This is a genomic window from Cupriavidus taiwanensis (genome assembly GCF_900249755.1).
GTDB classification, from domain to species: Bacteria; Pseudomonadota; Gammaproteobacteria; order Burkholderiales; family Burkholderiaceae; genus Cupriavidus; species Cupriavidus taiwanensis_D.
Window position 1 is genome coordinate 378,055 of sequence record NZ_LT976854.1, and the last position, 22,460, is coordinate 400,514.

General features: G+C 69.6%; 20 protein-coding genes. 13 read left to right on the top strand and 7 right to left on the bottom strand.

The window, feature by feature from the left end; all coding sequences use genetic code 11:
* Positions 1 to 204: 204 nt before the first annotated feature.
* Together CBM2594_RS17530 and CBM2594_RS17535 are read right to left on the bottom strand one after the other, a co-directional pair.
* Positions 205 to 666 (bottom strand): MaoC family dehydratase, encoded by a 462-nt coding sequence (locus CBM2594_RS17530; protein WP_116358099.1) that lies wholly within the window; start codon positions 664 to 666, stop codon positions 205 to 207.
* Positions 663 to 1,883 carry a CaiB/BaiF CoA transferase family protein gene (locus CBM2594_RS17535; RefSeq protein ID WP_116358100.1) on the bottom strand — a complete coding sequence of 407 codons (1,221 nt, stop codon included), beginning with the start codon at positions 1,881 to 1,883 and terminating at the stop codon, positions 663 to 665. Before CBM2594_RS17535 ends, CBM2594_RS17530 begins: the two co-directional genes overlap by 4 nt.
* Before the next feature lie 106 nt (positions 1,884 to 1,989).
* Between CBM2594_RS17535 and CBM2594_RS17540 the strand changes: the two genes are divergently transcribed.
* A complete protein-coding gene (locus tag CBM2594_RS17540; protein ID WP_116358101.1) occupies positions 1,990 to 2,880 on the top strand; it encodes a LysR family transcriptional regulator in 891 nt (296 codons plus the stop codon).
* A 31-nt stretch (positions 2,881 to 2,911) separates the two neighbouring features.
* On the opposite strand, the gene CBM2594_RS17545 is transcribed toward CBM2594_RS17540, so the two are convergent.
* Both CBM2594_RS17545 and CBM2594_RS17550 read right to left on the bottom strand, forming a co-directional pair.
* Entirely contained in the window at positions 2,912 to 4,072 is a 1,161-nt protein-coding gene (locus CBM2594_RS17545; protein ID WP_116358102.1) for a helix-turn-helix transcriptional regulator, read from the bottom strand.
* Positions 4,073 to 4,361: 289 nt separating this feature from the next.
* Positions 4,362 to 6,692 (bottom strand): mechanosensitive ion channel domain-containing protein, encoded by a 2,331-nt coding sequence (locus CBM2594_RS17550; protein WP_116358103.1) that lies wholly within the window; start codon positions 6,690 to 6,692, stop codon positions 4,362 to 4,364.
* A 273-nt stretch (positions 6,693 to 6,965) separates the two neighbouring features.
* Here CBM2594_RS17550 and CBM2594_RS17555 point away from each other — a divergent pair, with 273 nt between their 5' ends.
* Both CBM2594_RS17555 and CBM2594_RS17560 read left to right on the top strand, forming a co-directional pair.
* Positions 6,966 to 7,748, top strand: a complete 783-nt coding sequence (locus tag CBM2594_RS17555; protein WP_025586544.1) for an SDR family NAD(P)-dependent oxidoreductase — start codon at positions 6,966 to 6,968, stop codon at positions 7,746 to 7,748.
* A 35-nt stretch (positions 7,749 to 7,783) separates the two neighbouring features.
* Positions 7,784 to 9,367 carry a fatty acid--CoA ligase gene (locus CBM2594_RS17560; protein ID WP_116358104.1) on the top strand — a complete coding sequence of 528 codons (1,584 nt, stop codon included), beginning with the start codon at positions 7,784 to 7,786 and terminating at the stop codon, positions 9,365 to 9,367.
* A gap of 69 nt (positions 9,368 to 9,436) precedes the next feature.
* On the opposite strand, the gene CBM2594_RS17565 is transcribed toward CBM2594_RS17560, so the two are convergent.
* The 3 genes from CBM2594_RS17565 to CBM2594_RS17575 all read right to left on the bottom strand — a co-directional run bounded on the left by CBM2594_RS17565 (position 9,437) and on the right by CBM2594_RS17575 (position 12,286).
* Positions 9,437 to 9,928, bottom strand: coding sequence for a DUF421 domain-containing protein (locus tag CBM2594_RS17565; RefSeq protein ID WP_116358105.1), 492 nt, complete (start codon positions 9,926 to 9,928; stop codon positions 9,437 to 9,439).
* 155 nt (positions 9,929 to 10,083) lie between these two features.
* Positions 10,084 to 11,082, bottom strand: a complete 999-nt coding sequence (locus CBM2594_RS17570; protein ID WP_116358106.1) for a Bug family tripartite tricarboxylate transporter substrate binding protein — start codon at positions 11,080 to 11,082, stop codon at positions 10,084 to 10,086.
* Between the two features lie 100 nt (positions 11,083 to 11,182).
* Positions 11,183 to 12,286: a porin gene (locus CBM2594_RS17575; RefSeq protein WP_116358107.1), complete on the bottom strand. Its 1,104-nt coding sequence runs from the start codon at positions 12,284 to 12,286 to the stop codon at positions 11,183 to 11,185.
* A gap of 323 nt (positions 12,287 to 12,609) precedes the next feature.
* Between CBM2594_RS17575 and CBM2594_RS17580 the strand changes: the two genes are divergently transcribed.
* The 10 genes from CBM2594_RS17580 (at position 12,610) to CBM2594_RS17625 (ending at position 22,459) form a co-directional block, all read left to right on the top strand.
* Entirely contained in the window at positions 12,610 to 13,488 is an 879-nt protein-coding gene (locus CBM2594_RS17580) for an alpha/beta fold hydrolase (RefSeq protein WP_116358108.1), read from the top strand.
* Positions 13,489 to 13,737: 249 nt separating this feature from the next.
* Positions 13,738 to 14,043, top strand: coding sequence for a recombinase-like helix-turn-helix domain-containing protein (locus CBM2594_RS17585; RefSeq protein ID WP_174078852.1), 306 nt, complete (start codon positions 13,738 to 13,740; stop codon positions 14,041 to 14,043).
* Positions 14,044 to 14,083: 40 nt separating this feature from the next.
* Positions 14,084 to 15,145, top strand: coding sequence for an aromatic ring-hydroxylating dioxygenase subunit alpha (locus tag CBM2594_RS17590; RefSeq protein WP_116358110.1), 1,062 nt, complete (start codon positions 14,084 to 14,086; stop codon positions 15,143 to 15,145).
* Positions 15,138 to 15,911 carry an SDR family oxidoreductase gene (locus tag CBM2594_RS17595; RefSeq protein ID WP_116358111.1) on the top strand — a complete coding sequence of 258 codons (774 nt, stop codon included), beginning with the start codon at positions 15,138 to 15,140 and terminating at the stop codon, positions 15,909 to 15,911. The genes CBM2594_RS17590 and CBM2594_RS17595 overlap by 8 nt, the downstream gene beginning before the upstream one ends.
* A 44-nt stretch (positions 15,912 to 15,955) precedes the next feature.
* Positions 15,956 to 16,492, top strand: coding sequence for a cupin domain-containing protein (locus CBM2594_RS17600; RefSeq protein WP_116358112.1), 537 nt, complete (start codon positions 15,956 to 15,958; stop codon positions 16,490 to 16,492).
* A gap of 31 nt (positions 16,493 to 16,523) precedes the next feature.
* A complete protein-coding gene (locus tag CBM2594_RS17605) occupies positions 16,524 to 17,390 on the top strand; it encodes an IclR family transcriptional regulator (RefSeq protein WP_116358113.1) in 867 nt (288 codons plus the stop codon).
* Between the two features lie 5 nt (positions 17,391 to 17,395).
* Positions 17,396 to 18,199: an SDR family oxidoreductase gene (locus tag CBM2594_RS17610; protein WP_116358114.1), complete on the top strand. Its 804-nt coding sequence runs from the start codon at positions 17,396 to 17,398 to the stop codon at positions 18,197 to 18,199.
* Positions 18,192 to 19,907 carry a thiamine pyrophosphate-binding protein gene (locus CBM2594_RS17615; protein WP_116358115.1) on the top strand — a complete coding sequence of 572 codons (1,716 nt, stop codon included), beginning with the start codon at positions 18,192 to 18,194 and terminating at the stop codon, positions 19,905 to 19,907. The genes CBM2594_RS17610 and CBM2594_RS17615 overlap by 8 nt, the downstream gene beginning before the upstream one ends.
* 12 nt (positions 19,908 to 19,919) lie before the next feature.
* Complete coding sequence (locus tag CBM2594_RS17620; RefSeq protein WP_116358116.1) at positions 19,920 to 20,720, top strand: aspartate dehydrogenase; 801 nt, start codon at positions 19,920 to 19,922, stop codon at positions 20,718 to 20,720.
* A 260-nt stretch (positions 20,721 to 20,980) separates the two neighbouring features.
* The gene (locus tag CBM2594_RS17625) at positions 20,981 to 22,459 is read left to right on the top strand and encodes an aldehyde dehydrogenase (protein WP_116358117.1); all 1,479 of its coding nucleotides are present in this window, start codon (positions 20,981 to 20,983) and stop codon (positions 22,457 to 22,459) included.
* The last annotated feature ends 1 nt before the right edge of the window (position 22,460 follow it).

Here is a 22,460-nt window from a genome sequence, read left to right on the forward strand (position 1 = left end):
TTCACTTCGTTGACGCTCCCCGCCCTCACCCCGACCCTCTCCCGCAAGCGGGAGAGGGAGTACACAAGCGGGAGTTGGAAAGTTCGAGGCAATGTTCCCGCTGCCGGTTTGCTCCCCTCTCCCGCTCGCGGGAGAGGGGCCGGGGGTGAGGGCAGGCGCTGGCACGCCGCAGCCTTGATCCCATCGCGGCGCAAGCGCATGGCTTCAGCGCCCCGCCAGCAACCGGCGCGCGGTATAGGTCATGACCCGCTCTCCGCGCTGGTTGAATACCTCGATGCGCGAATCCACCACGGCGCGGCCGCTGCGCGAGGTCGGGCGGATGCCGGTCACGGTCACGGTGGCGTGGATGGTGTCGCCGACCAGCACCGGGCCGTGGATCTGCTGCGTCAGTTCCAGCATCGCCAGCCCGGTGCCCTGGATCATGGTCTGCAGGATGAAGCCCTCGATCAGCGCATAGGTCAGCGCCGCCGGCACCGGCCGCCCCGGGATGGCGCCGCCGTCGTAGCCGGCTTCGATGAAGATGGCCTCGACCATGCCGGTGACCGAGATGAAGTTGACCAGGTCGGTCTCGGTTACCGTTCGCGAAAAGGTGCGGAAGGCCTGGCCCTCGTGCAGGTCCTGCCAGTAGAAGCCCTGGCCCAGGCGGGGCAGTTCGGCTTGCGTCATGGTGTCTCCGTGGCGGCGCAGCGCGCGGCGCCGCTTTGTTGCAGTTGTGCGATCTGCGCGGCGTCCAGGCCGGCCTCGGCCAGCACCTCGCGGGTGTGCTGGCCCAGCCGCGGCGGCACTGCCAGCGGCGCGCGCTGGCCGTCGAAACGCACCGGCGCGCCCGGAAAGCGCAGCGTGCCCATGGCCGGATCCTCGAGATCTTCAAAGAACCCGGTGGCGGCCAGGTGCGGGTCGTTGGGCAGGTCGTCCAGTGCGTTGATGCGCGCCACCGGGATCTGCAGCCGTTCGCACAGGGCCACCCAGTGCGCGGTGCTCTGTGCCTGCACGATCTCGCCGGTCAGTTCGTACAGGGTCTCGATATGCTCGGTGCGGGCGGCGATGTCGGCAAAGCGCGGGTCGGCAGCCAGTTCCGGGCGCCCGGCGGCGTGGAAGAAGTCGCGCCAGTGCGCATCGGTGTACGGCATCATGCAGACGTGGCCGTCGGCGCTGCGGTAGGGGCGGCGCAGCGGCGCCAGCACGCGCGGATAACCGCTGGGCCCGCGCGGCGGCTCGAAGTGGCGGCCGTAGAAGTGCTCGACCAGGTTGAACGCGACCATCGATTCGAACATCGGCACCTCGACCAGCGTGCCGTGGCCGGCGCTGCCGTCGGCCTGGCGCCGCGCGCGCCCGGCCAGCGCCGCGCATACCGACAGCGCCGCCACCAGCCCGCTGGTCTTGTCCGCGGCGATGGTGGGGAAGTAGCGGCTGTCGCCGCTCTGCGCCGCCATCAGCGCGGCGTTGCCCGACAGGCCCTGGATGATGTCGTCATACGCCGGGCGGCCGCCATAGGGGCCGTCCTCGGCAAAGCCCAGCAGGCTGACGAAGACCAGGTCCGGATGGCGCGCCCGCACCGCGTCGGGCGCCAGCCCCAGCGCCGCCAGCTTTTGCGGGCGCATGCTGTGCATCAGCACGTCGGCGTGGTCCAGCATGCGCTGCAGCGCGGCCTGCGCCGCGGGCTGCTTCAGGTCCAGCACCACGCTGCGCTTGCCGCGGTTGACCCCCAGGAAGATCGCCGCCATGCCGGGTTCGGCGGCGGGACCGGTGCGGCGCGTGGAATCGCCCTCGGGCGGCTCGACCTTGATCACCTCGGCGCCCAGGTCGGCCAGCCACTGGCTGGCATACGGCCCCATCACCACGGTGGACAGGTCGACCACGCGGATGCCTGCAAGCGGCAGCATAGTGTCTCCGGATCTTTTGTACTGTGGGCCACAGGGTAGATCAGCGGGCGCCGGCTGGTCTAATATTAGTTTTTTAGCAATCGATATCCACTGGATATTACCGACCATGGACCTGCGCCAACTGCAGCAGTTCGTCGCCCTGGCCGAGACCGGCAACTTCCACCGCGCCGCCGAACGGCTGCACATGGCGCAGCCGCCGCTGTCGATTTCGATCCGCAAGCTCGAGGAACAGCTCGGCACGGCGCTGTTCGTGCGCACCTCGCGCGGGGTGCGGCTGACGCAGGCGGGCGAGGCCGCGCTGCACGACGCGCGCCGGGCGCTGTTCCACGCGCAGCAGGCGCGCGCCGCGGCGATGGCGGCGGGGCAGGGCGAGCGCGGTGCGTTGCGCATCGGCTTTATCGGCTCGGCCACCTATGCGCTGCTGCCCAAGCTGATCCCGGCATTCCGCGCCGCGCATCCGGGCATCGAGCTGATCCTGCATGAATCGACCACCGCCGCGATCCTTGACCGGCTGGAGAAGCACCAGATCGACGCCGGGCTGGTGCGCTTCCCGGTGCTGAGCAGCGGCGGCTACACGCTGACCCCGCTCGAGAACGATGTCTTCGTCGCCGCCGTGCCGGCGGACAGCCCGCTGGCGCGCGCGGAAGCCATCGCGCTGCGCGCGCTGGCCGACCAGCCCTTCATCATGTATCCGGCGGCGCAGGTGCCCAACCTGCATGCGGTGGCGATGCTGCTGTGCCAGCAAGCGGGCTTCGTGCCGCGCGTGACGCAGGAGGCGGTGCAGGTGCAGACCCAGGTCAGCCTGGTGGAAAGCGGGCTGGGCGTGGCGCTGGTGCCGAGCGTGGCGGCGCGCTATGCCAACCGGCGCGTGCGCTTCCTGCCGTTGTCGAGCCCGCGGCCGGCGGGCCGCATCGGCATTGCGCTGGCGGCGCGGCCCGATGACGGCGACCGCCAGGTGCAGCGCTTCCTGGCGGCGGCGCAGGCGGCGGTGAAGTAGCGGGCGCTGCCGTACGCTACCGTACTCTACGTCAGGCGGCGCGCGGGCGCGGCGCGCGCGGCCGGATCGCCGAACTCACGCCGGCACGCTCGAGGTTCACGCCCGGCAGCAGGTGCAGCAGCCGCACCAGTTCGGACTGGCGATGCGTGCCGGTCTTGCGCAGCGTGTCGCGGATATGCACGCGCACGGTATGCGGCGAGAGGAACTCGCGCTCGGCGATTTCGTTGAGGGTCTCGCCGGCGGCCAGCCGGATGGCGATGATGCTTTCCTTGCGCGACAGCCCGAACAGCGAGGTCAGCACGCCCGCGTCCAGCACCGAACGCGATTCGGAGTTGCCCAGCAGCAGCATCGCCGCCGGCAGTTGCCACGGGCCCTCGACCGGCTGGCGCGACACCAGCGGCGTGACGATGATCGGCACCGGCTGCCCGCCCGAGGTGATATGCATCCACGAGCCTGAAGCAGCGTCGGCGCCGCGGCCGCGTATGGCGCCGTCGAGCAGCTTGCGCAGCACCGCCTGCAGCGTGTCGCTGTGGGCGCGCAGCACGCCGTCCTGCAGCGACAGGTGGCTGTCGGCCTGCACCAGCGCCTCGGCCCAGCTGTTGGCGTAGCGCACGCGCAGGTCGGCCTGCAGCACCATCACGCCGAAGTCCAGCGTATCGAGCCCGGCCAGGCCCAGGCTGGCCAGCCCGCTCAGTTCAAAGTTGCGCTGCTGCATGCGCGCGGCGCGCACCCAGTGCGGCATGACCTGCGACAGGCGCCGCTCGCGCTGGCCCGTGCTGATGCTGCCGGCGTTGGTGCCGCTCATCAGCACGCAGACCTCGGCGTTCTCGACCAGGCGGATGCCCTGTTCCAGTTCGCTGCAGGCCAGCGCCGCAGCGGCGGTCGCGGTGCCGCCGCCGCATGGCTCGGCCGCGTCAAACAGGGTGCGGCCGGTGTCGCCGCAAGGCAGGTCGAGCGGCCCGGGCAGGCAGTCGGGCAGGCTGGCGCCGCTGGTGAAGCAGCCGTGCGGGGTCACGCCCAGCCGGGCATGGCCGGCCAGCTTGTCCCAGATCAGGTAGCGCGGGCTGACGGTGCAGGTGTAGCGGGAGAAGAGATCGAGGGCGGCGGGCATGGCCGCGACGTCCAGCGCGGACTCATAGATGGAGTCGACCAGACGATGGAAGTCCTCGTCCGTTGTCGGGTGTTCGCCCATGTTCAGATCCCCCCGGTGGCAAACGCCTCTTGCTCTGCGCCACGGCAAGTGGCCACATCCCTACGTGTTATCGGTTCCGTTCTGGCGTTCTGTAGTGGCGCCGATACGGCTGCTGCGGGCAACGCGCCTGTCGGCTGCGCTTGCCGTACCGCAATCATGCCAAACAATTTTGTATGTTTTATACCCCGTTTTGGGAGGGGAAACCCCGATTGTGCGCCGCAAGATTCTTGCCAGCCCCCGTCCGGCGGCCCTTGCGGCGGCCTGAGCCAGCCGTGGTCAGGGGGCAAGGCTACTGTGGCGCCCCCTTCGCAGCCAGTTCGCCGACGGGCAACTCGACGGTGCCGCCATCGACCTGGATGGTCAGGTTCGGCGAGGCCATGCGGATGCCGCTGGCGTCGAAGTTGCGCTTGAGCCGGGCATTGAAGGCGCGCGTGATTTCCGCCTGCATCAGCGGCCGGGTCTTGATCTGCGCCATCACCACCGGGCCGCTCGGGTCGAAGCGGTCCAGGCCCAGGATCTCCAGCCCGGACATCAGCTTGCGGCCGTAGCGGTGGTCGCGCGCCAGCTCGGCGCCGGTGGTGCGGATCAGGTCCAGCGCCCGGTCCAGGTCGCTCTGGTAGCTGATGCCGATGCTGAGCACGGCGTAGCCGTAGCCGCGCGACAGGTTCTTGACCGCCTTGATCTGGCTGTACGGCAGCGTGTGCAGCGCGCCGCGGCCGTCGCGCAGCTTGACGGTGCGGATGGTCATGGCCTCGACCACGCCGGCGTGGTCGGGCAGCTCGATCGAGTCGCCGATGGCGATGGAATCCTCGACCACGATGAACAGGCCGGTAATCAGGTCCTGCACCAGGCTTTGCGCGCCGAAGCCGATGGCCAGCCCGACCACGCCCGCGCCCGCCAGCAGCGGCGTCACGTTGACGCCCAGGTTGGCCAGCACCGCGATCACGGTAAGCACCAGCAGGCCGATGAACGAGGCATTGCGCACCAGCGGCAGGATGGTGCGGGCGCGCAGGCTGGGCTGCGCGGCGCGCGCGTGCGCGGGCGACAACGACTGCATGATGGCGGTGTCGATCAGCAGCCAGACCAGCCACGCCATCAGCACGGTGCTGGTGACGCGGAACGCGGATTCGGCCAGGTGGCGCCCGGCGGCCGACGACTCGGCCAGCCGCACCAGCGAAGAGCCCCACACGCGCATGACCATTTCGACGAATACCGCCCAGACCAGCACGCGCACCAGCGCCAGCGCAAAGCGCCCGAAGCGCTGCAGGTAGGCCGAGCGGCGGCGGTCGCGGATGCGCGGCGCGCGCGCGCCGGCCTTGGGCGAGCGCCCCAGCACCATGGTCAGCAGCAGCGCGGCGACGAACAGCGCCACCGACGCCACCGTGCGGCGCAGGAACACATCGGCATGGCCGGTGGCCAGCACCGTGCCGATCACCGACGCCACCACCACCGCCAGCACCGGCAGGTGCCAGGCGTGGCCGGCCAGGCGCAGCAGGTCGGTCACGGCGGGATGGGCCTGGCGGAAGGGCAGCGGCCGCTGGCTGATCAGCTGGCCGATCTGGCGCCGGAAACCCAGCGCGAACACGCCGATGCCCAGCGCCGCGGCGATATTGGCCAGGGTCGAGACCAGCGCGCACAGGTTGCCGCCCAGCACCGCGGCCATGCGGCCGTCGGCGGCGCCGTTGCCCAGTGCCGCCAGCGCGCCGGTGCAGAACAGCAGCCACGGGGAACGCGCCAGCAGTTGCCGTACCGCGGTTTGCCGGTGCGCGGTCCGGAACAGCGCGAAGATGACCTGGCACACCGCCGCCGCGACCGCGCCGGCGACGATGGCGTAGGCCACCAGCACGGCGGCGACGCTGGCCGGCGATTGCGCGAACAGCCGCCGGGCCAGCAGCAGCGTCAGCGCGAACGCCACCACCCACGGCCCGATATGGCGCAGCATGTAGGCGCCGACATCGACCCACGAGGGCAGTTCGGGCAGCTTGCCGCCCGGCGCGCGCTGCGCGTGGGGGGCGTCGGCCCTGCGGCGCCGCCGCAGCCGGTGGCCGGCTTCGCGCAGCAGCCAGCCGCACGCCGCCCATGCCGCCAGCACCAGTGCGAATTCGCGCACCGAGTCGAGCCCGGAGCGCGTGCCGCCCTGCGTCAGCGCGGCGCGCCATTCCTCGGCCGCGAAGCGCGTGCGCCAGGCCCAGTACTGCCACGGGCCGCGGTCTTCGCGCAGGCGCGCATCCACCTCGTCCAGCATCTGCGCCATGGCGCCGATCAGCCCGGGCGCGGAGGCCGACGCCGGCGTGGCTGGCGCCGCCATGGCCGCGGACGCTGCCAGGCCCTGTCGCAGGGTTTGCAGCTGGCTCACCAGCGCGCGCCGCTCGCCATCGTCCTGCAGCGTGGTGATGACCTGGTCCAGCGACTGCGCCAGCGGCACGCTGGCGGCAGCGGCGCTGGCGGGCGCGGCGGGTTTGTCCGCCGGTGCCAGCAAGGCGGCCAGCGGCCCGGCCGGGGCGGCGCGTGCCGGCATGGCGCACAGCAGCGCGAGCAGGCCGGCCAGCAAGGCCAGCGCCGTGGCCAGCATGGCAGGCCGGCGGGGACGGGTGAGGGCGAGAGCTTCGGGTTTGCGCATGGCGGGGAATCGTCTGCCGGGGGGCGCCGGCGCCGCGGTAGCCATCGATCGCGCCACTGTAGCGCATCGGGCGCGCGGGTGCCGCTGCCGGAGCCGCATCGGGCGCATTCGGCGCGTCGGGCCGCATTCGTCGCTTCGGACGATGCATCGGCGGCCCCGATCCCCGAATCTCGAACCCACTCCGGTACAGGCGCTTTGCGCGCCTGCCGGCTTCAACCAGAGCGCGGCCGCGCAGCGCCGGCCGCACGCGAACGAGAGACAAGGAAAGACGGCATGGAACTCAATGCATCGGTATCGGCAGTGGTGACGGGCGGCGCTTCGGGGCTGGGCGCGGCGACGGCGCGGGCGCTGGCGGCACAGGGCGTGCGCGTGGCACTGTTCGACCTGAACGCCGAGAAGGGCGAAGCGCTGGCGCGCGAGCTCGGCGGCGTGTTCTGCCAGGTCAACGTGACCTCCGAGGCCGAGGTCGAGGCCGGATTTGCCAAGGCACGCGCAGCCATCGGCCAGGAGCGCATCCTGGTCAACTGCGCCGGCACCGGCAACGCCATCAAGACCGCCTCGCGTTCCAAGGAAGCGCCGGACCAGATCAAGCATTTCCCGTCCGATGCCTTCGAGCGCATCATCCAGATCAACCTGATCGGCACCTTCCGCTGCATCGCGCGGTCCGCGGCCGGCATGCTGACGCTGGACACCGCCGGCGGCGAGCGCGGCGTGATCATCAACACCGCGTCGGTGGCGGCGCAGGACGGGCAGATGGGGCAGGCGGCGTACTCGGCGTCGAAGGCCGGCGTGGTCGGCATGACGCTGCCGATCGCGCGCGACCTGGCCGGCGAAGGCATCCGCGTCAACACCATCCTGCCGGGCATCTTCAATACGCCGCTGCTGCAGGGCGCGGCCGAGAACGTCAAGGCCGCGCTGGCCGCGTCGGTGCCGTTCCCGAAGCGCCTGGGGCAGCCGGAAGAGTTTGCCTCGCTGGCCGTCGAGATGTGCCGCAACGGCTATTTCAACGGCGAGTCGGTGCGGCTGGACGGCGCCATCCGCATGGCGCCGCGCTGACCTCTGAACGGGCCTTGAATACCTTGGAGACGCGGATGGATTTCAGCTATCTGACCACGCTGCCTCACGCGGTGCGCCATTTCGCGCGCCTGCGGCCCGAGGCGGTGGCGTATTCGTTCGAAGGCCGGCACACCACCTACGCCGAGTTCGAGCGCAACACCGACCGCGTGGCGCAGGCCTTGCTGGCCGAAGGCGTGCGCGCGGGCGATCGCATCGGCTATATCGGCAAGAACAGCGACCACTATTTTGAGCTGCTGCTGGGCGCGGGCAAGACCGGCGCGGTGATGGCGCCGGCCAGCTGGCGCCTGGCGCCGCCCGAGGTGGAGTTCATCCTCGGGCATTGCGATGCGGTGGTGCTGTTCGTCGGCGCCGAATCGGCGGCGATGGTGCGCAACCTGCTGCCGTCGCTGCCGCTGGTGCGCAAGGTGGTGGTGATGGAGCCGTGCGACGGGCAGGGCGACTGGCCCTGCTACACCGACTGGCGCGACGCGCATCCGGCCACGCCGCCCGCGCATGCGCCGGCCGCGCACGACGTGGTGCTGCAGCTGTACACCTCTGGCACCACCGGCCGGCCCAAGGGCGCGATGCTGACGCACCGCAACCTGACCATCGGCACCGAGGTCAGCGAGCGCGAACAGATCGCGTGGTCGCACTGGGTGGCCGACGATATCTCGCTGGTGGCGATGCCGGTGGCGCATATCGGCGGCTCCGGCTGGGGCCTGCGCAACCTGCTGTCCGGCGCCAAGGGCGTGGTCGCGCGCGAGTTCGATCCGCGCGCGGTGCTCGACTTCATCGAGAAGGAGCGCGTCAGCAAGCTGTTCCTGGTGCCGGCCGCGATGCAGATCGTGCTGCGCGACCCGCGCGCGCGCCAGATCGACTATTCGCGCCTGAGGTACCTGCTGTACGGCGCAGCGCCGATTCCCGCGGCGCTGCTGCGCGAAGGCATCGAAGTGTTCGGCTGCGGCTTCGTGCAGCAGTACGGCATGACCGAGACCACCGGCACCATCGTCGCGCTGCCGCCCGAGGACCACACCACCGACGAGGTGCCGCGCATGCGCGCCGCGGGCAAGGCGCTGCCGGGGGTCGAGCTGAAGGTGGTGGACTACGAAGGGCGCCAGCTGGCACCGGGCGAGGTCGGCGAGGTGGTGGTGCGCTCGCAGCACAACATGGCCGGCTACTGGAAGCAGCCCGAAGAGACCGCGCGCACCATCGATGCCAACGGCTGGCTGCGCACCGGCGATGCGGGCTATATGGATGCGGACGGCTACCTGTACATCCATGACCGCGTCAAGGACATGATCATCAGTGGCGGCGAGAACGTCTACCCGGCCGAAGTCGAAAGCGCGATCTACGGCCATCCGCAGGTGGCCGACGTGGCCGTGATCGGCGTGCCCGACGAGAAGTGGGGCGAGGCGGTCAAGGCTATCGTGGTGCTCAAGCCGGGGCAAACGGCGGACCGCGATGCCATCCTGCAATGGACGCGCCAGCGCGTGGCCGGCTTCAAGGTGCCGAAGAGCATCGAGTTCGTCGACGCGCTGCCGCGCAACCCGTCCGGCAAGCTGCTGCGGCGCAAGCTGCGCGAGCCGTTCTGGGAGGGGATGAACCGGCAGGTGAACTGAGGCCGTTCATCGCAGCGCAAAACAATAAGCCCGCCACTTCCGGCGGGCTTGTTGTTTATGCCGCGGCGCCTACTCTTTCTTGATCACGCTGACCTTGCCGTCGGCTTCCAGGTAGAGCGCCTTGACGCTGTCGATCGATTCGATCCCTTCCTGCCGGTACTTGGCTTCAAGCTCTTCGTCGGTGATGTTCTCGCGCCGCATGTTCTCCTGCAGCTTGACGCCATCCCGCACCAGCATCACCTTTTTGGCCTCGGCGAAACGCTGGAAGGCCGGGAATTTGTAGGAAAGGAAATCGATCAGCCGGTTCCACGCGATCAGCGTGATCACCAGCAAGATCGCATCGGCGACGCCGTCGCCCTTGCCCGCCATGCCGTTCTGCGCCGCGTCGGCGACGATCACGATCAGCAGCAGGTCGGCGATACCCATGGTGCCGATGTCGCGCCGCACCACGAAGCGGAACAGCAGGAACAGCGACCAGTACACCACGGTCCCGCGCACGATGATCTCGAGCGGGGAAACCGTGAAGAAGAGCGCTTCGCGCCAGTCGATCGAAAAGTCCATGCAGGCCAAGCTGCAACTTTCCTGCCAGCCGGCGGGAAGCGCGGCGCGGCCACGCCGTGGCGCAGGCGCCGCTATACCGCAGGTATCGAATGGTAATTCTTACAGGCACGGGCCCGCGAGGCTGCCCGTGCCTGCAAGCCGCGCCCGGTCCGCGCTCAGTCGGCCTGGATGCCGAATTCCTTCACGACCTTGGTGTAGCGCGAGGTATCGCTGGCGATCAGTTTGGACAGCACCGCGGGCTCGCCGCCGGAAGGCGTGACGGCGATGGTGGCCATGCGCGCGACCACGTCTGGCATCTTCAGGATCTCGTTGACATGCGCGTTGAGGGTGCGCACCACCTCGGCCGGCATGTTCTTCGGTCCCAGCAGCGCCTGCCAGGCGCCGATCTCGACATCCTTGTAGCCCAGCTCGGCCAGCGTCGGCACATTGGGGGCGAACGGCGAGCGCTTCGGGTCGGCGACCGCCAGTGGCACCAGGCTGCCGTTGCCGACGTATTGCGAGATCGCGCCGTAGGTGATGTAGGTCACCGGCACCTGGCCGCCGATCACGTCGACGATGGCGGGCGCCAGGCCGCGGTACGGCACCTGGCTGATCTTGATGCCGGCGGACTTGTTGAACAGCTCGCCCATGATGTGCATCGGCGAGCCGTTGCCGGGCGTGGCATAGGTCTCGACCTTGCCGGCCTTGGCGCGCGCCACCAGGTCGCTGACCTTGGTGATGCCGGTGCCCTTGTTGACCACCACGAATAGCGACTGCGTGCCGATCTGGCTGATCGGCGTGAAGTCCTGCTGCACGTCGTAGCTGGCGCCGGTGCCGGCGCGCAGCACCAGCGGCGCGATGGCGACGGTGTTGGGCGCGAGCAGCAGCGTGTGGCCGTCCGGGTTGGCGCGCGCCACGTAGGCGCTGCCGATGGTGCCGGCCGCGCCGGTGCGGTTTTCCACCACCACCGATTGCTTCAGGCGCGGGGCCAGTTTTTCGGCCAGCAGGCGCGCCAGCACGTCGACGTCGCCGCCGGCGGGGTAGGCAACGACGATGGTGACGGGCTTGCTCGGGTACGAACCCTGGGCCAGCGCGCTGCCGGCGCCCAGCAGGGCGGCGGGAGCGAGCGCGGCGGCGGCGAGAGTGGCCAGCAGTTGGCGTCGTGCAGACTTCATGATCTTCAGACCTCGGTAAAACCGGGCACCTGCCCGGAGGCGGTGCCGCGTGGAGTGAAGCCGGGCGCGCGGCGCCGGCGGCTACGATGGATCGACGGACTCAGAAAATATGCTTGATGCCGAGCATCGAGCCCCACTGGTTCTCGCCCGCGCGCGGGGCGGAACCGGGCGAGCCGCCGCTGACCGACATGGCCAGCTGGCCGCCGTTGTTGATAAAGCCCGCGGTGGCATAGACCGAGGTGCGCTTGCTGAAACTGTAGGTCGCGCGCAGCGCGTACAGCATGGCCTGGTTGTCGCTGCCGTGGTAGTTCAGGAAGTACACCTGCCCGGCCAGGTTGACCACCGGCGTGATGTCGTGCGAGACGCCGGCGTAGTACAGGTCGCTGACCGGCGTGGGGCTGCCCTCGTTGTCGCGGCGGATCCAGCCGGCGCCGAGCTTGGTGTTCTTCAGCAGCATGTAGCCGCCCAGCGACAGGCGGTCGTCGGTCAGGTTGCTGCTGGTCAGGCCGCCGAAGGCGCCCGGGCCGCCGCGCTGCGAGTCATAGGCCGCGATCACGCCCCAGGTCTTGTTGTCGTAGCCGACCATGGCCGACCATTCGCGGCACGCCTTCTTGTCGGCGGGGTTCTCGCCGGCGCAGTTGGTGCCGGCGGGGCTGGGGCCGGCGTTGACCGCGTCGCGCCCGAAGCTGTAGGTGGCACCGACCACGAAGCCGTTGAAGTTCGCCTTGTACGCGACCGCGTTGTCGGCGCGCGTATTGGGCAGGTAGCTGTCGAGCGAACCGGAGCCGTAGACGTTCGGCCCGAGGATATCGCTGTCGAGGATGGCCCAGAACAGCATGGTGTACTGGCGGCCGAACGACAGCTGGCCGTACGGGTTGCTCAGCCCGACCAGCGCCTGGCGCCCGAACAGGCGGCCGCCCTGGTTGGCGCTGCCGGTGTCCGGCGAGAAGCCCGATTCCAGCACGAACAGGCCCTTGAGCCCGCCGCCCAGGTCTTCCGTGCCGCGGATGCCCCAGCGCGACGGCACCGTGGCGGTGTTGTTGGGCATGCGCACCAGGCCGTCGCCGTTGGCGCCGACATTGCTCACGTACTCGACGCCGCTGTCGATCACGCCGTACAGCGTGACCGACGATGACGACGATTGCGCCGAGGCCAGCAGGGGGGAAGCCGCGAGCAGCGCCGCGGCGGTTCGTGCAAGTTTCATCTACCGGTTTCCTTCCGTTTTCCGTCTTGTGGTGTTTTGGTCTTGTCTTCCGGTACCCCTGCGGATGGCGGCATCGGATGTCTTCTTCGCCTCTTTTGTGTTTTATATATGAAACATCAAACAACATAAGAAACGTTGAGCAAAATATAGCCGCGAGTTTCCGGAAAATGTGAGGAGGGTTATCCCTAAAGCGATAGGGCTGGATGACCGGCACTGGCGTTGCGACGCCGTTTTCCGGCTTGCCTATCGTTAACCCTGATCCCGGTGGTGCGCGGGCAGCGCCTATGCTTCAAGGGTTTTATTTGCCAACTATGGTTTTATATATGGAACAAAATAAGCCCCAGGCGCTTCCTGAACCGGACCGCGGCCTGCTGGATGCCCTCGACAGCGGGTTTGCCCAGCGCGTGGCGCAGGTGGGCGGCGAGCGCGTGGCCTACCGCAGCGGCGGCGGTTCCGGGCCGGTGGTGGTACTGCTGCACGGCATCAGCTCGGGGGCGGCGTCGTGGCTGCCCTGCGCCAGCCTGCTGGCCGCGCATGCGCGCGTGATCGCCTGGGACGCGCCGGGCTACGGCGATTCCTCGCCGCTGGCGCCGGCGCGGCCGCTGGCCGCGGACTATGCGCGGCGGCTCGAAGGCCTGCTGGCGGCACTGGGCGTGCAGCCGGCACTGGTGGTCGGGCATTCGCTGGGCGCGCTGATGGCGGCCGCCTACGCCGCCACCGCGCGCGAACTGCCGGCCCGCATGCTGCTGCTGAGCGTGGCGCAAGGCTACGGCGCGCGTGGCAAGGAAGCGCAGGCCAGCGCGGTGGCGAGCCAGCGCCTGGAGGCGCTGGCGTCGCTGGGCGTCGACGGGCTGGCGCAACGCGGCCCGGGGCGGCTGCTCGGCGAAGCCGCCGATGCGGGCGCCCAGGCGTGGGTGCGCTGGAACATGCGGCGGCTGAACCCGGACGGCTACCGCCAGGCGGTGGCGATGCTGTGCGGCGACGATATCGATGCCTACCTGGCGCGGCGCCCGGCGCGCCTGCCGGTGCAGATTGCCTGCGGCGGCGGCGATATCGTCACCACCCCGCCGGCCTGCGCCGCGCTGGCCGAGCGCTTCGGCCTGCCGTTCTCGCTGATCCCGGATGCCGGGCACGCCTGTTATATCGACCAGGCCGCCGCCACGGCGCGGCTGATCCGCTCGGCCCTGCCCGCGGCGCAGTGATTGCTGCGGCGGCTTCCTGCCGCCGCCCCCCGCCCCCTGCGGCGCGCTGTTTGCGCCTCACCTTCCCTCCCTGCTGCCCGGGCGCGGGTTAACCCCAGTCAATTTTTACGTCGCTGTTGTCTATAGTCGTACCTGTGTTCAATATCTAAACCAGTGTTTCATTAGTAAAACGTAGCGCGGCGAACCAAAGACGGTCGCCAGCGCACGCGGAACACGGTCCCCCTGCTGCAAGACATGGAGCCAAGCGCAATGGAAAGCCTCTCGTACAACCCGAACCTGGTGCCCTGGGAGCGTCCGGCGCCCAACAACGTGGCAGGCAAGGGCCATATCGAGCAACCCGGCAAGGTCGCCAACATCGTCTGGCAGACCCGCGCCGCCGCACCGAGCGCCTACGAGAACGCGCTGGGCGACGCGCTCGAAGCCGCCTTCGAGGGCGGTGCGCAGAACCCGCAGGACATCGTGCGCGCGTTCAACGCCGCCGGCTTCCTGGGCGTGGACGGCCAGCCCTGGACCGAAGAGCGCTTCCTGTCCGAAATGCGCCGGCTGGGTGCCTGAGCCCGCCCCCGTCCAAGTCCAGCCTCGAAGCGAGAAAACCATGGAATCGAACAAGCAAGCCCGCACCGAAGCGCGCCTGAACACCGGCCTGCGCAACTACTGGTACCCCGTCGCCGCCTCGTGGGCGGTGTCGCACGCGCCGATCGGCATCACCCGCCTGAGCCAGAACATCGTGCTGTGGCGCGACGGCGAAGGCCAGGTCCACGCGCTGGAAGACCGCTGCCCGCACCGCGGCGCGCGCCTGTCGATGGGCTGGAACCTGGGCGACCGCGTGGCCTGCTGGTACCACGGCGTCGAGGTCGGCGGCGACGGCCAGGTCAAGAGCGTGCCGGCGGTGGAAAGCTGCCCGCTGGAAGGCCGCACCTGCGTGCGCAGCTACCCGGTGCAGGAAAAAGCCGGCGCGATCTTCCTGTGGTTTGGCGACCAGGCCCCGCAGGGCGAGGGCAGCCCGGACGAGCTGCGCCTGCCGGAAGAGCTGGTCAGCGAAGAACACAGCCACTTCCTGTGCGTGGCGCACTGGGACTGCAACTACCGCTACGCCATCGACAACGTCATGGACCCGATGCACGGCGCCTACCTGCACGCCGTGTCGCACTCGATGGCCAGCGGCGAGAAGTCCGCGGTGATGCAGATCCGCGAGACCGAGCACGGCCTGGTGTTCGAGAAGACCGGCCAGCGCGGCGTCAACTTCGACTGGGTCGAATTCGGCGAGACCGGCACGCTGTGGCTGCGCCTGGCGATCCCGTACCGCGCCAAGGTCGGCCCCGGCGGCCCGTTCGGCCTCGTCGGCATGGCCACGCCGGTGGATGAGGATCACTGCATGGTGTTCTTCTGGCGCACCCGCCACGTGCAGGGCTGGGAGCGCGACGTGTGGCGCTTCCTGTATCGCAACCGCCTGGAGCAGCTGCACTGGGACGTGCTGGAGCAAGACCGCGTGGTGCTGGAAATGATGGCGCCGAACGCCCGCGACCACGAGATGCTGTACCAGCACGATGCCGGCATCACGCGCGTGCGCCGCCTGCTCAAGCGCCGCGCCGAGCAGGAAGTGGCCGACGAGCCGGTGGCCATGCTGCAACCCGCCGGAGCCGCCAGCCATGCCTGAGGCCATCCAGAACAACACGCTGCTGGCCGGCCGCAAGGTGCTGGTCACCGGCGCCGCGCGCGGACTGGGCCTGGCCTTCGCCAAGGCGTTGGCCGAAGCCGGCGCCACCGTGGCCATGGCCGACATCCTGGCCGAGCGCCTGCAGCAGGAAGCCGACGCGCTGCGCGCCGCCGGGCTGAAGGTGGTGCCGGTCACGCTGGACCTGTCGGACCCGGCCTCGGTGCAGGCCTGCGCCGACGCCGCGGTGAAGGCGCTGGGCGGCCTCGACGGCCTGGTCAACAACGCCGCCGTGACCGATTCGGGCGGCCGTGACGCCAGTGCCATCGACATCGCCACCTGGGACCGCGTGATGAACGTCAACGTGCGCGGCACCTGGCTGATGACCGCCGCCTGCCTGCCGGCGCTGCGCGCCAGCGGCCGCGGCGCGGTGGTCAACCTGGCGTCGGACACGCCGCTGTGGGGCGCGCCCAACCTGCTGGCCTACGTCGCCAGCAAGAGCGCCATCATCGGCATGACCCGTTCGCTGGCGCGTGAGCTGGGCCGCGACCAGATCACGGTGAACGCCGTGGCGCCGGGCCTGACGCTGGTCGAAGCCACCGAGTACGTGCCTCAGCATCGCCACGACCTGTACCGCGAGCAGCGCGCGATCCAGCGCGAGCAGGTGCCCGACGATGTCTGCGGCGCGGTGCTGTTCGCGCTGTCCGACCTTGCCCGCTTCGTGACCGGCCAGACGCTGGCTGTCAACGGCGGCTTCGTCATGCATTGATCCACCGATCCACCGAAAGCCACATCCAAGCAGAAGGAATCCAAATGAGCGATCTTTCCCAACAACAAAACATCAAGCGTTCCTGGGACCAGCCGGAGGGCGCCTCGTTCGACCAGTGGATGGAAAGCCGCGTCGCGCGCTTCGCCACGCGCAAGTACGACTGGGACGCGCTGAAGTTCCAGGCCGACTACGACCCCAAGTACCGCCGCGCGCAGATGCGCTACCTGGGCACCGGCGGCACCGGCGTCGCCGCCGACACCAACACCGTGCCGAGCGAGCATTTCACCTTCTCCACCATGATCATCCCGGCCGGCCATGAAGGCCCGTCGCATATCCACACCGACGTGGAAGAGGTGTTCTTCATCCTGCGCGGCAAGGTCAAGCTGATCCTGGAAAAGGACGGCGAGCGCTACGAGACCATCCTGACCGACCGCGACCTGGTCTCGGTGCCGCCGGGCGTGTATCGCGAGGAAATCAATATCGGCGAGGAAGACGCGCTGATGTGCGTGATGCTCGGCGCCAGGAAGCCGGTCACGCCGACCTATCCGCCCGAGCACCCGCTGTCGAAGATCAAGCGCTGAGGCGCCATCGGCCCCGCCGCACGCACTGACCATGACCACCCACGCCATCCCGTCCGCGCCAGCCGCCAACGAGACCCCGGACAAGTACATCGTCCCGGGCCTGGAGCGCGGCCTGCGCCTGCTTAGCGAGTTCAGCAGCAAGGACCGCACCATGTCGGCGGCGGAACTGGCGCGCCGCCTGAAGGTGCCGCGCTCGACCGTGTTCCGCCTGCTGGCCACGCTGGAAATGCTGGGCTTTGTCGAACGCGCCGACGGCGGCCGCGATTTCCGGCTGGGCATGGCGGTGCTGCGGCTCGGCTTCGAGTACCTGGCGTCGCTGGAGCTGACCGAACTCGGCCGCCCGCTGCTGGAGCGGCTGCGCGACGAGATCGGCTACCCCACCAACCTGGTGGTGCGCGACGGGCGCTCGATCGTGTATGTGGCCAAGGCGGTGTCGCCACGGCCCTTCGCCAGCTCGGTCAACGTCGGCACGCGGCTGCCCGCGCATGCCACGGTGCTGGGGCGCGTGCTGCTGGAAGACCTGTCGCTGGCGGAGCTGCGCGCGCTGTATCCGGAAGCGCAGCTCGAAGTGTTCTCCGACAGCACGCCGCGCACGGCCGACGCGCTCTACGCCATCGTCCAGCGCGACCGCGAGCGTGGCTACGTGCTGCAGGAAGGCTTTTTCGAATCGAGCATCTCGACCATCGCGGCGCCGGTGCGCGACCGCACCGGCAAGGTGGTGGCGGCGCTGGGCGCGACCATCCCCGCCGCGCATATCGATCCGGCGCATTTCGATCCGGATCAGCTGGACGCGATGGTGGAGAAGGTCAGGGGCAGCGCGGGCGAACTGTCGCGCCTGCTCGACTACCGGCCGTCGCTGCACAGCGCCGGCAAGGTCGTGAATCTGTATCGGGAGTGAGGACAATGTCCATGATTGATCTCGGCGGCAAGGTTGCCGTCGTTACCGGCGGGTCCTCCGGCATCGGGCTGGCGACCGTCGAACTGCTGCTCGAAGCGGGCGCCGCCGTGGCGCTGTGCGGCCGCGACGAAGCGCGCCTGCGCGGCGCCGAAGCGCAGCTGCGCGAGCAATTCCCCGGCTGCCGGCTCTACGCCGCGCCCTGCGACGTGCTCAGGCCGGAACAGGTCGCAGCCTTTGCCGCCGCCGTGCAGGCCAAGCTGGGCAACGTCGACATGCTGGTCAACAACGCCGGCCAGGGCCGCGTGTCCACCTTCGCCAGTACCGAGGACGCGGCCTGGATGGACGAGCTGCAGCTCAAGTTTTTCTCGGTGATCCACCCCACGCGCGCGTTCCTGCCGCAGCTGGAACAGTCGGGGCAGGGCGCCATCGTCTGCGTCAATTCGCTGCTCGCGCAGCAGCCCGAGCCGCACATGGTGGCGACGTCCGCCGCGCGCGCCGGCGTGCTCAACCTGGTGCGCTCGATGGCCACCGAGTTCGCGCCCAAGGGCGTGCGCGTCAACGGCATCCTGATCGGGCTGGTCGAATCGGGCCAGTGGCGCCGCCGCTATGAAGCGCGCCCCGAAGAAGACCGCCAGCTGGACTGGGCCGCGTGGACCGCGCGCCTGGCCCGGCAGAAACATATTCCACTCGGCCGCCTGGGCCTGCCCGTCGAGGCAGCCCGCGCCATCCTGTTCCTTGCCTCGCCGTTGTCTTCGTACACCACGGGCAGCCATATCGATATCTCCGGAGGACACTCCCGTCATGCCTAATCAACAACCGTACGAACAACAGCAGGTCACCGTCGGCTGCGCCATCACGGCGTTTCTCGAGCAGTGCGGCGTCAAGGCCGCGTTCGGCGTGATCTCGATCCACAACATGCCGATCCTCGACGCCATGGGCGAGCGCGGCAAGATCCGCTTCGTGCCGGCGCGCGGCGAAGCGGGCGGCACCAATATGGCCGACGCCTATGCCCGCACCACCGGCGGCCTGGGCGTATGCCTGACCAGCACCGGCACCGCGGCGGGCAACGCCGCCGGCGCGATGGTCGAAGCGCTGACCGCCGGCACGCCGATGCTGCATATCACCGGCCAGATCGAAACGCCGTACCTGGACCAGAGCCTGGCCTACATCCACGAAGCGCCGGACCAGCTGACCATGCTGAAGGCGGTGTCGAAGGCCGCGTTCCGCATCCGCAGCGCCGATACCGCGATCAGCACCATCAAGCTGGCGGTGCAGACCGCGCTGACCGCGCCGACCGGCCCGGTCAGCGTGGAGATCCCGATCGACATCCAGGCCGCGCTGATCGACCTGCCGGCCGACCTGCAGCCGCTGCCGGTGCCGCAACACGTGCCGTCCGCGCATGCGCTGGACGCGCTGGCCGAGCGCCTGGCCAAGGCGAAGCGCCCGCTGCTGTGGCTGGGCGGCGGCGCGCGCCACGCCAGCAAGCAGGTGCAGCGCCTGCTGGACCTGGGCTTCGGCGTGGTCACCAGCACCCAGGGCCGCGGCATCGTGCCGGAGGACGACCCGCGCTCGCTGGGCGCGTTCAACCTGCACAAGCCGGTCGAGGCCTTCTACCAGACCTGCGATGCGATGCTGGTGGTGGGCTCGCGGCTGCGCGGCAATGAAACCCTGAAGTACGAGCTGAAGCTGCCGCGCCCGCTGCTGCGCATCGACGCCGACCCCGCCGCCGAAGGCCGCTGCTACATGAGCGACTACTTTGTCAGCGGCGACGCCGCGCTGGCGCTGGATGCGCTGGCCGACCGGCTCGAGCAGCGCATGCAGATCGACCCGGCCTTCGCCGCCGACCTGCGCCGCGCGCACGACACCGCGGTCAACGGCCTGGTCGACGGCCTGGGCCCGTACTCGGCGCTGGTGCAGGCGCTGCAGGGCGCGGTCGGGCGCAACTTCAACTGGGTGCGCGACGTGACCGTGTCGAACAGCACCTGGGGCAACCGCCAGCTGCGCATCTTCGACTCGCGCGCCGGCGTGCATGCGCTGGGCGGCGGCATCGGCCAGGGCCTGGCGATGGGCATCGGCGCCGCCATCGGCGCCGCGGCCACCGGCTCCGGCAAGAAGACCTTCACGCTGGCCGGCGACGGCGGCTTCATCCTGAACCTGGGTGAGCTGGCCACCGCGGTGCAGGAACGCGCCGACATGGTGATCGTGCTGATGAACGACAAGGGCTACGGCGTGATCAAGAACATCCAGGACGCGCAGTACGGCGGCCGCCGCCACTATGTGGACCTGCATACGCCGGACTACGCCACGCTGGCGAAGTCGCTGTCGCTGCGCCACGCGCGCGTCAGCAACCTGGCCGAGGTCGGCGCCGCGCTCGACGCGGCCCGGGCCGAGTCCGGCCCGTTCCTGCTGGAGATCGACATGCTGTCGATCGGCTCCTTCAAGACCATCTTCGCCGGCCCGCCGGTGAACAAGGACAACGAAGAGCCGGCGCGCGAACAAACCACTGTCACCGCCTGAGGGAGACCCGCAATGCTGCATGTGTCCATGGTTGGCTGCGGCGCGATCGGCCGCGGCGTGCTGGAATTGCTCAAGAGCGATCCGGACGTGGTATTCGACGTGGTGATCGTGCCTGAGCACACGATGGACGAGGCCCGCGGCGCGGTCTCGGCGCTGGCGCCGCGCGCCCGCGTCGCCACGCACCTGGACGACCAGCGGCCCGACCTGCTGGTCGAGTGCGCCGGCCACCATGCGCTGGAAGAGCACATCGTGCCGGCGCTGGAGCGCGGCATCCCGTGCATGGTGGTGTCGGTGGGCGCGCTGTCCGAGCCCGGCATGGCCGAGCGGCTGGAAGCCGCCGCGCGCCGCGGCGGCACGCAGGTGCAGCTGCTGTCGGGTGCGATCGGCGCCATCGACGCGCTGGCCGCGGCGCGCGTCGGCGGGCTGGATGAAGTCGTCTACACCGGCCGCAAGCCCGCGCGCGCATGGACCGGCACGCCGGCCGAGCAGCTGTTCGACCTCGAGGCGCTGACCGAGACCACGGTGATCTTCGAAGGCACCGCGCGCGACGCGGCGCGCCTGTACCCGAAGAACGCCAACGTCGCCGCCACGGTGTCGCTGGCCGGCCTCGGGCTGGATCGGACGTCGGTCAAGCTGCTGGCCGATCCGCACGCGGTGGAAAACGTGCATCACGTGGAAGCGCGCGGGGCGTTTGGCGGGTTTGAGCTGACCATGCGGGGCAAGCCGCTGGCGGCGAACCCGAAGACGTCGGCGCTGACGGTGTTCAGTGTGGTGCGGGCGCTGGGGAACCGGGCGCACGCGGTATCGATTTGAAGGGCTCGCCGAGGCGCTATCCACCGCAGTGTGTTTGCTCCCCTCTCCCGCTTGCGGGAGAGGGGCCGGGGGTGAGGGCCAGGCGTGTGCCAAGCACGACAAGCTGCACTCCGTGAGAAGCGCCCCGCCCTCACCCCCACCCCTCTCCCGCAAGCGGGAGAGGGGAGTCCCGCCCCGGCATGGGTGAGGGCATCGCACCGAGATAACGCAGTATGGCTAGCAGCAACAGCCGCTGGCAAACAGACTTAGCAGGCAACGACATGAAACCCCAAGAAGTCCTCCCCATCTGCATCGCCGGCGAATGGCGCCTCGGCAGCGGCGACCGCTACGCCACGCGCTACCCCGCCACCGGCGAAGTCGTGGCCGAACTCAACGCCGCCAGCCTGGCCGACGTCGAAGAAGCCGTGCAGGGCGCCCATCACGCCTTCCTCACCAGCGGCTGGGCCCAGCGCAAGCCGCACGAGCGCGCCGCGGTGCTCTACCGCGTGGCCGAACTGATCCGCGCCCAGGGCGAGCAGCTGGCCCAGCGCCAGCGCCTCGACAACGGCAAGCCGATCAGCGAAACGCGTGCGCTGGTCGCCAGCGCCGCCGGCACCTTCCAGTTCTTTGCCGCCGCCTGCGAAACGCTGGAAGAAACCATCACGCCGCAGCGCGGCGACTGCCTGACCATGAGCGTGTACGAGCCGATGGGCGTGGTCGCGGCGATCACGCCGTGGAATTCGCCGATCGCCAGCGAGGCGCAGAAGATGGCGCCGGCGCTCGCCGCCGGCAACGCCGTGGTGGTCAAGCCTGCTGAAGTCACGCCGCTGATGGCGCTGGAACTGGCGCGCATCTGCGAGGAAGCCGGCGTGCCCAAGGGGCTGATCAGCGTGCTGCCAGGCAAGGGCTCGGTAATCGGCGACGCCATCACCCAGCATCCGCTGGTGCGGCGCGTGTCGTTCACCGGCGGCACCACCACCGGCAAGCACATCGCCCATATCGCCGCCGACAAGATGATGCCGGTGTCGCTGGAGCTGGGCGGCAAGTCGCCGACCATGGTGTTCGACGATGCCGACCTGGACCACGCGGTCAACGGCGTGCTGTACGGCATCTTCAGCTCGTCGGGCGAATCGTGCATCGCCGGCTCGCGCCTGTTCGTGGCGCGCTCGCAGTACGAGGCCTTCATGGACCGGCTGGCGCACGGCGCGGCGCAGCTGCGCGTGGGCGACCCCGCCGACGAACGCACCCAGATGGGCCCGCTGATCACCGACCGCCATCGCGACTCGATCGAATCGTATGTCGCCGCGGGCGTGGACGAAGGCGGCCAGCTGCGCAGCGGCGGCGTGCGTCCCGACGTGGCCGGCCTGCCCAACGGCTACTTCTACACCCCGACCATCATCGAAGGGCTGGACAACAACGCCCGCATCTGCCAGGAAGAGATCTTCGGTCCGGTGCTGGTGGCGATCCCGTTCGACGACGAGGACGACCTGATCGCGCAGGCCAACGACAGCGTCTACGCGCTCGCCGCCGGCATCTGGACGCGCGACTACAAGCGCGCCTGGCGCGTGGCACGCGCCGTGCAAGCGGGCAACGTGTGGATCAACACCTACAAGCAGTTCTCGATCTCGACGCCGTTCGGCGGCTGGCGCGACAGCGGCCTGGGCCGCGAGAAGGGACGGCTGGGCATCCTGCAGTACATGGAGCAGAAGAGCGTGTACTGGGGCCTGAACCAACAACCGCTGCCGTGGGCCAACCACTGAA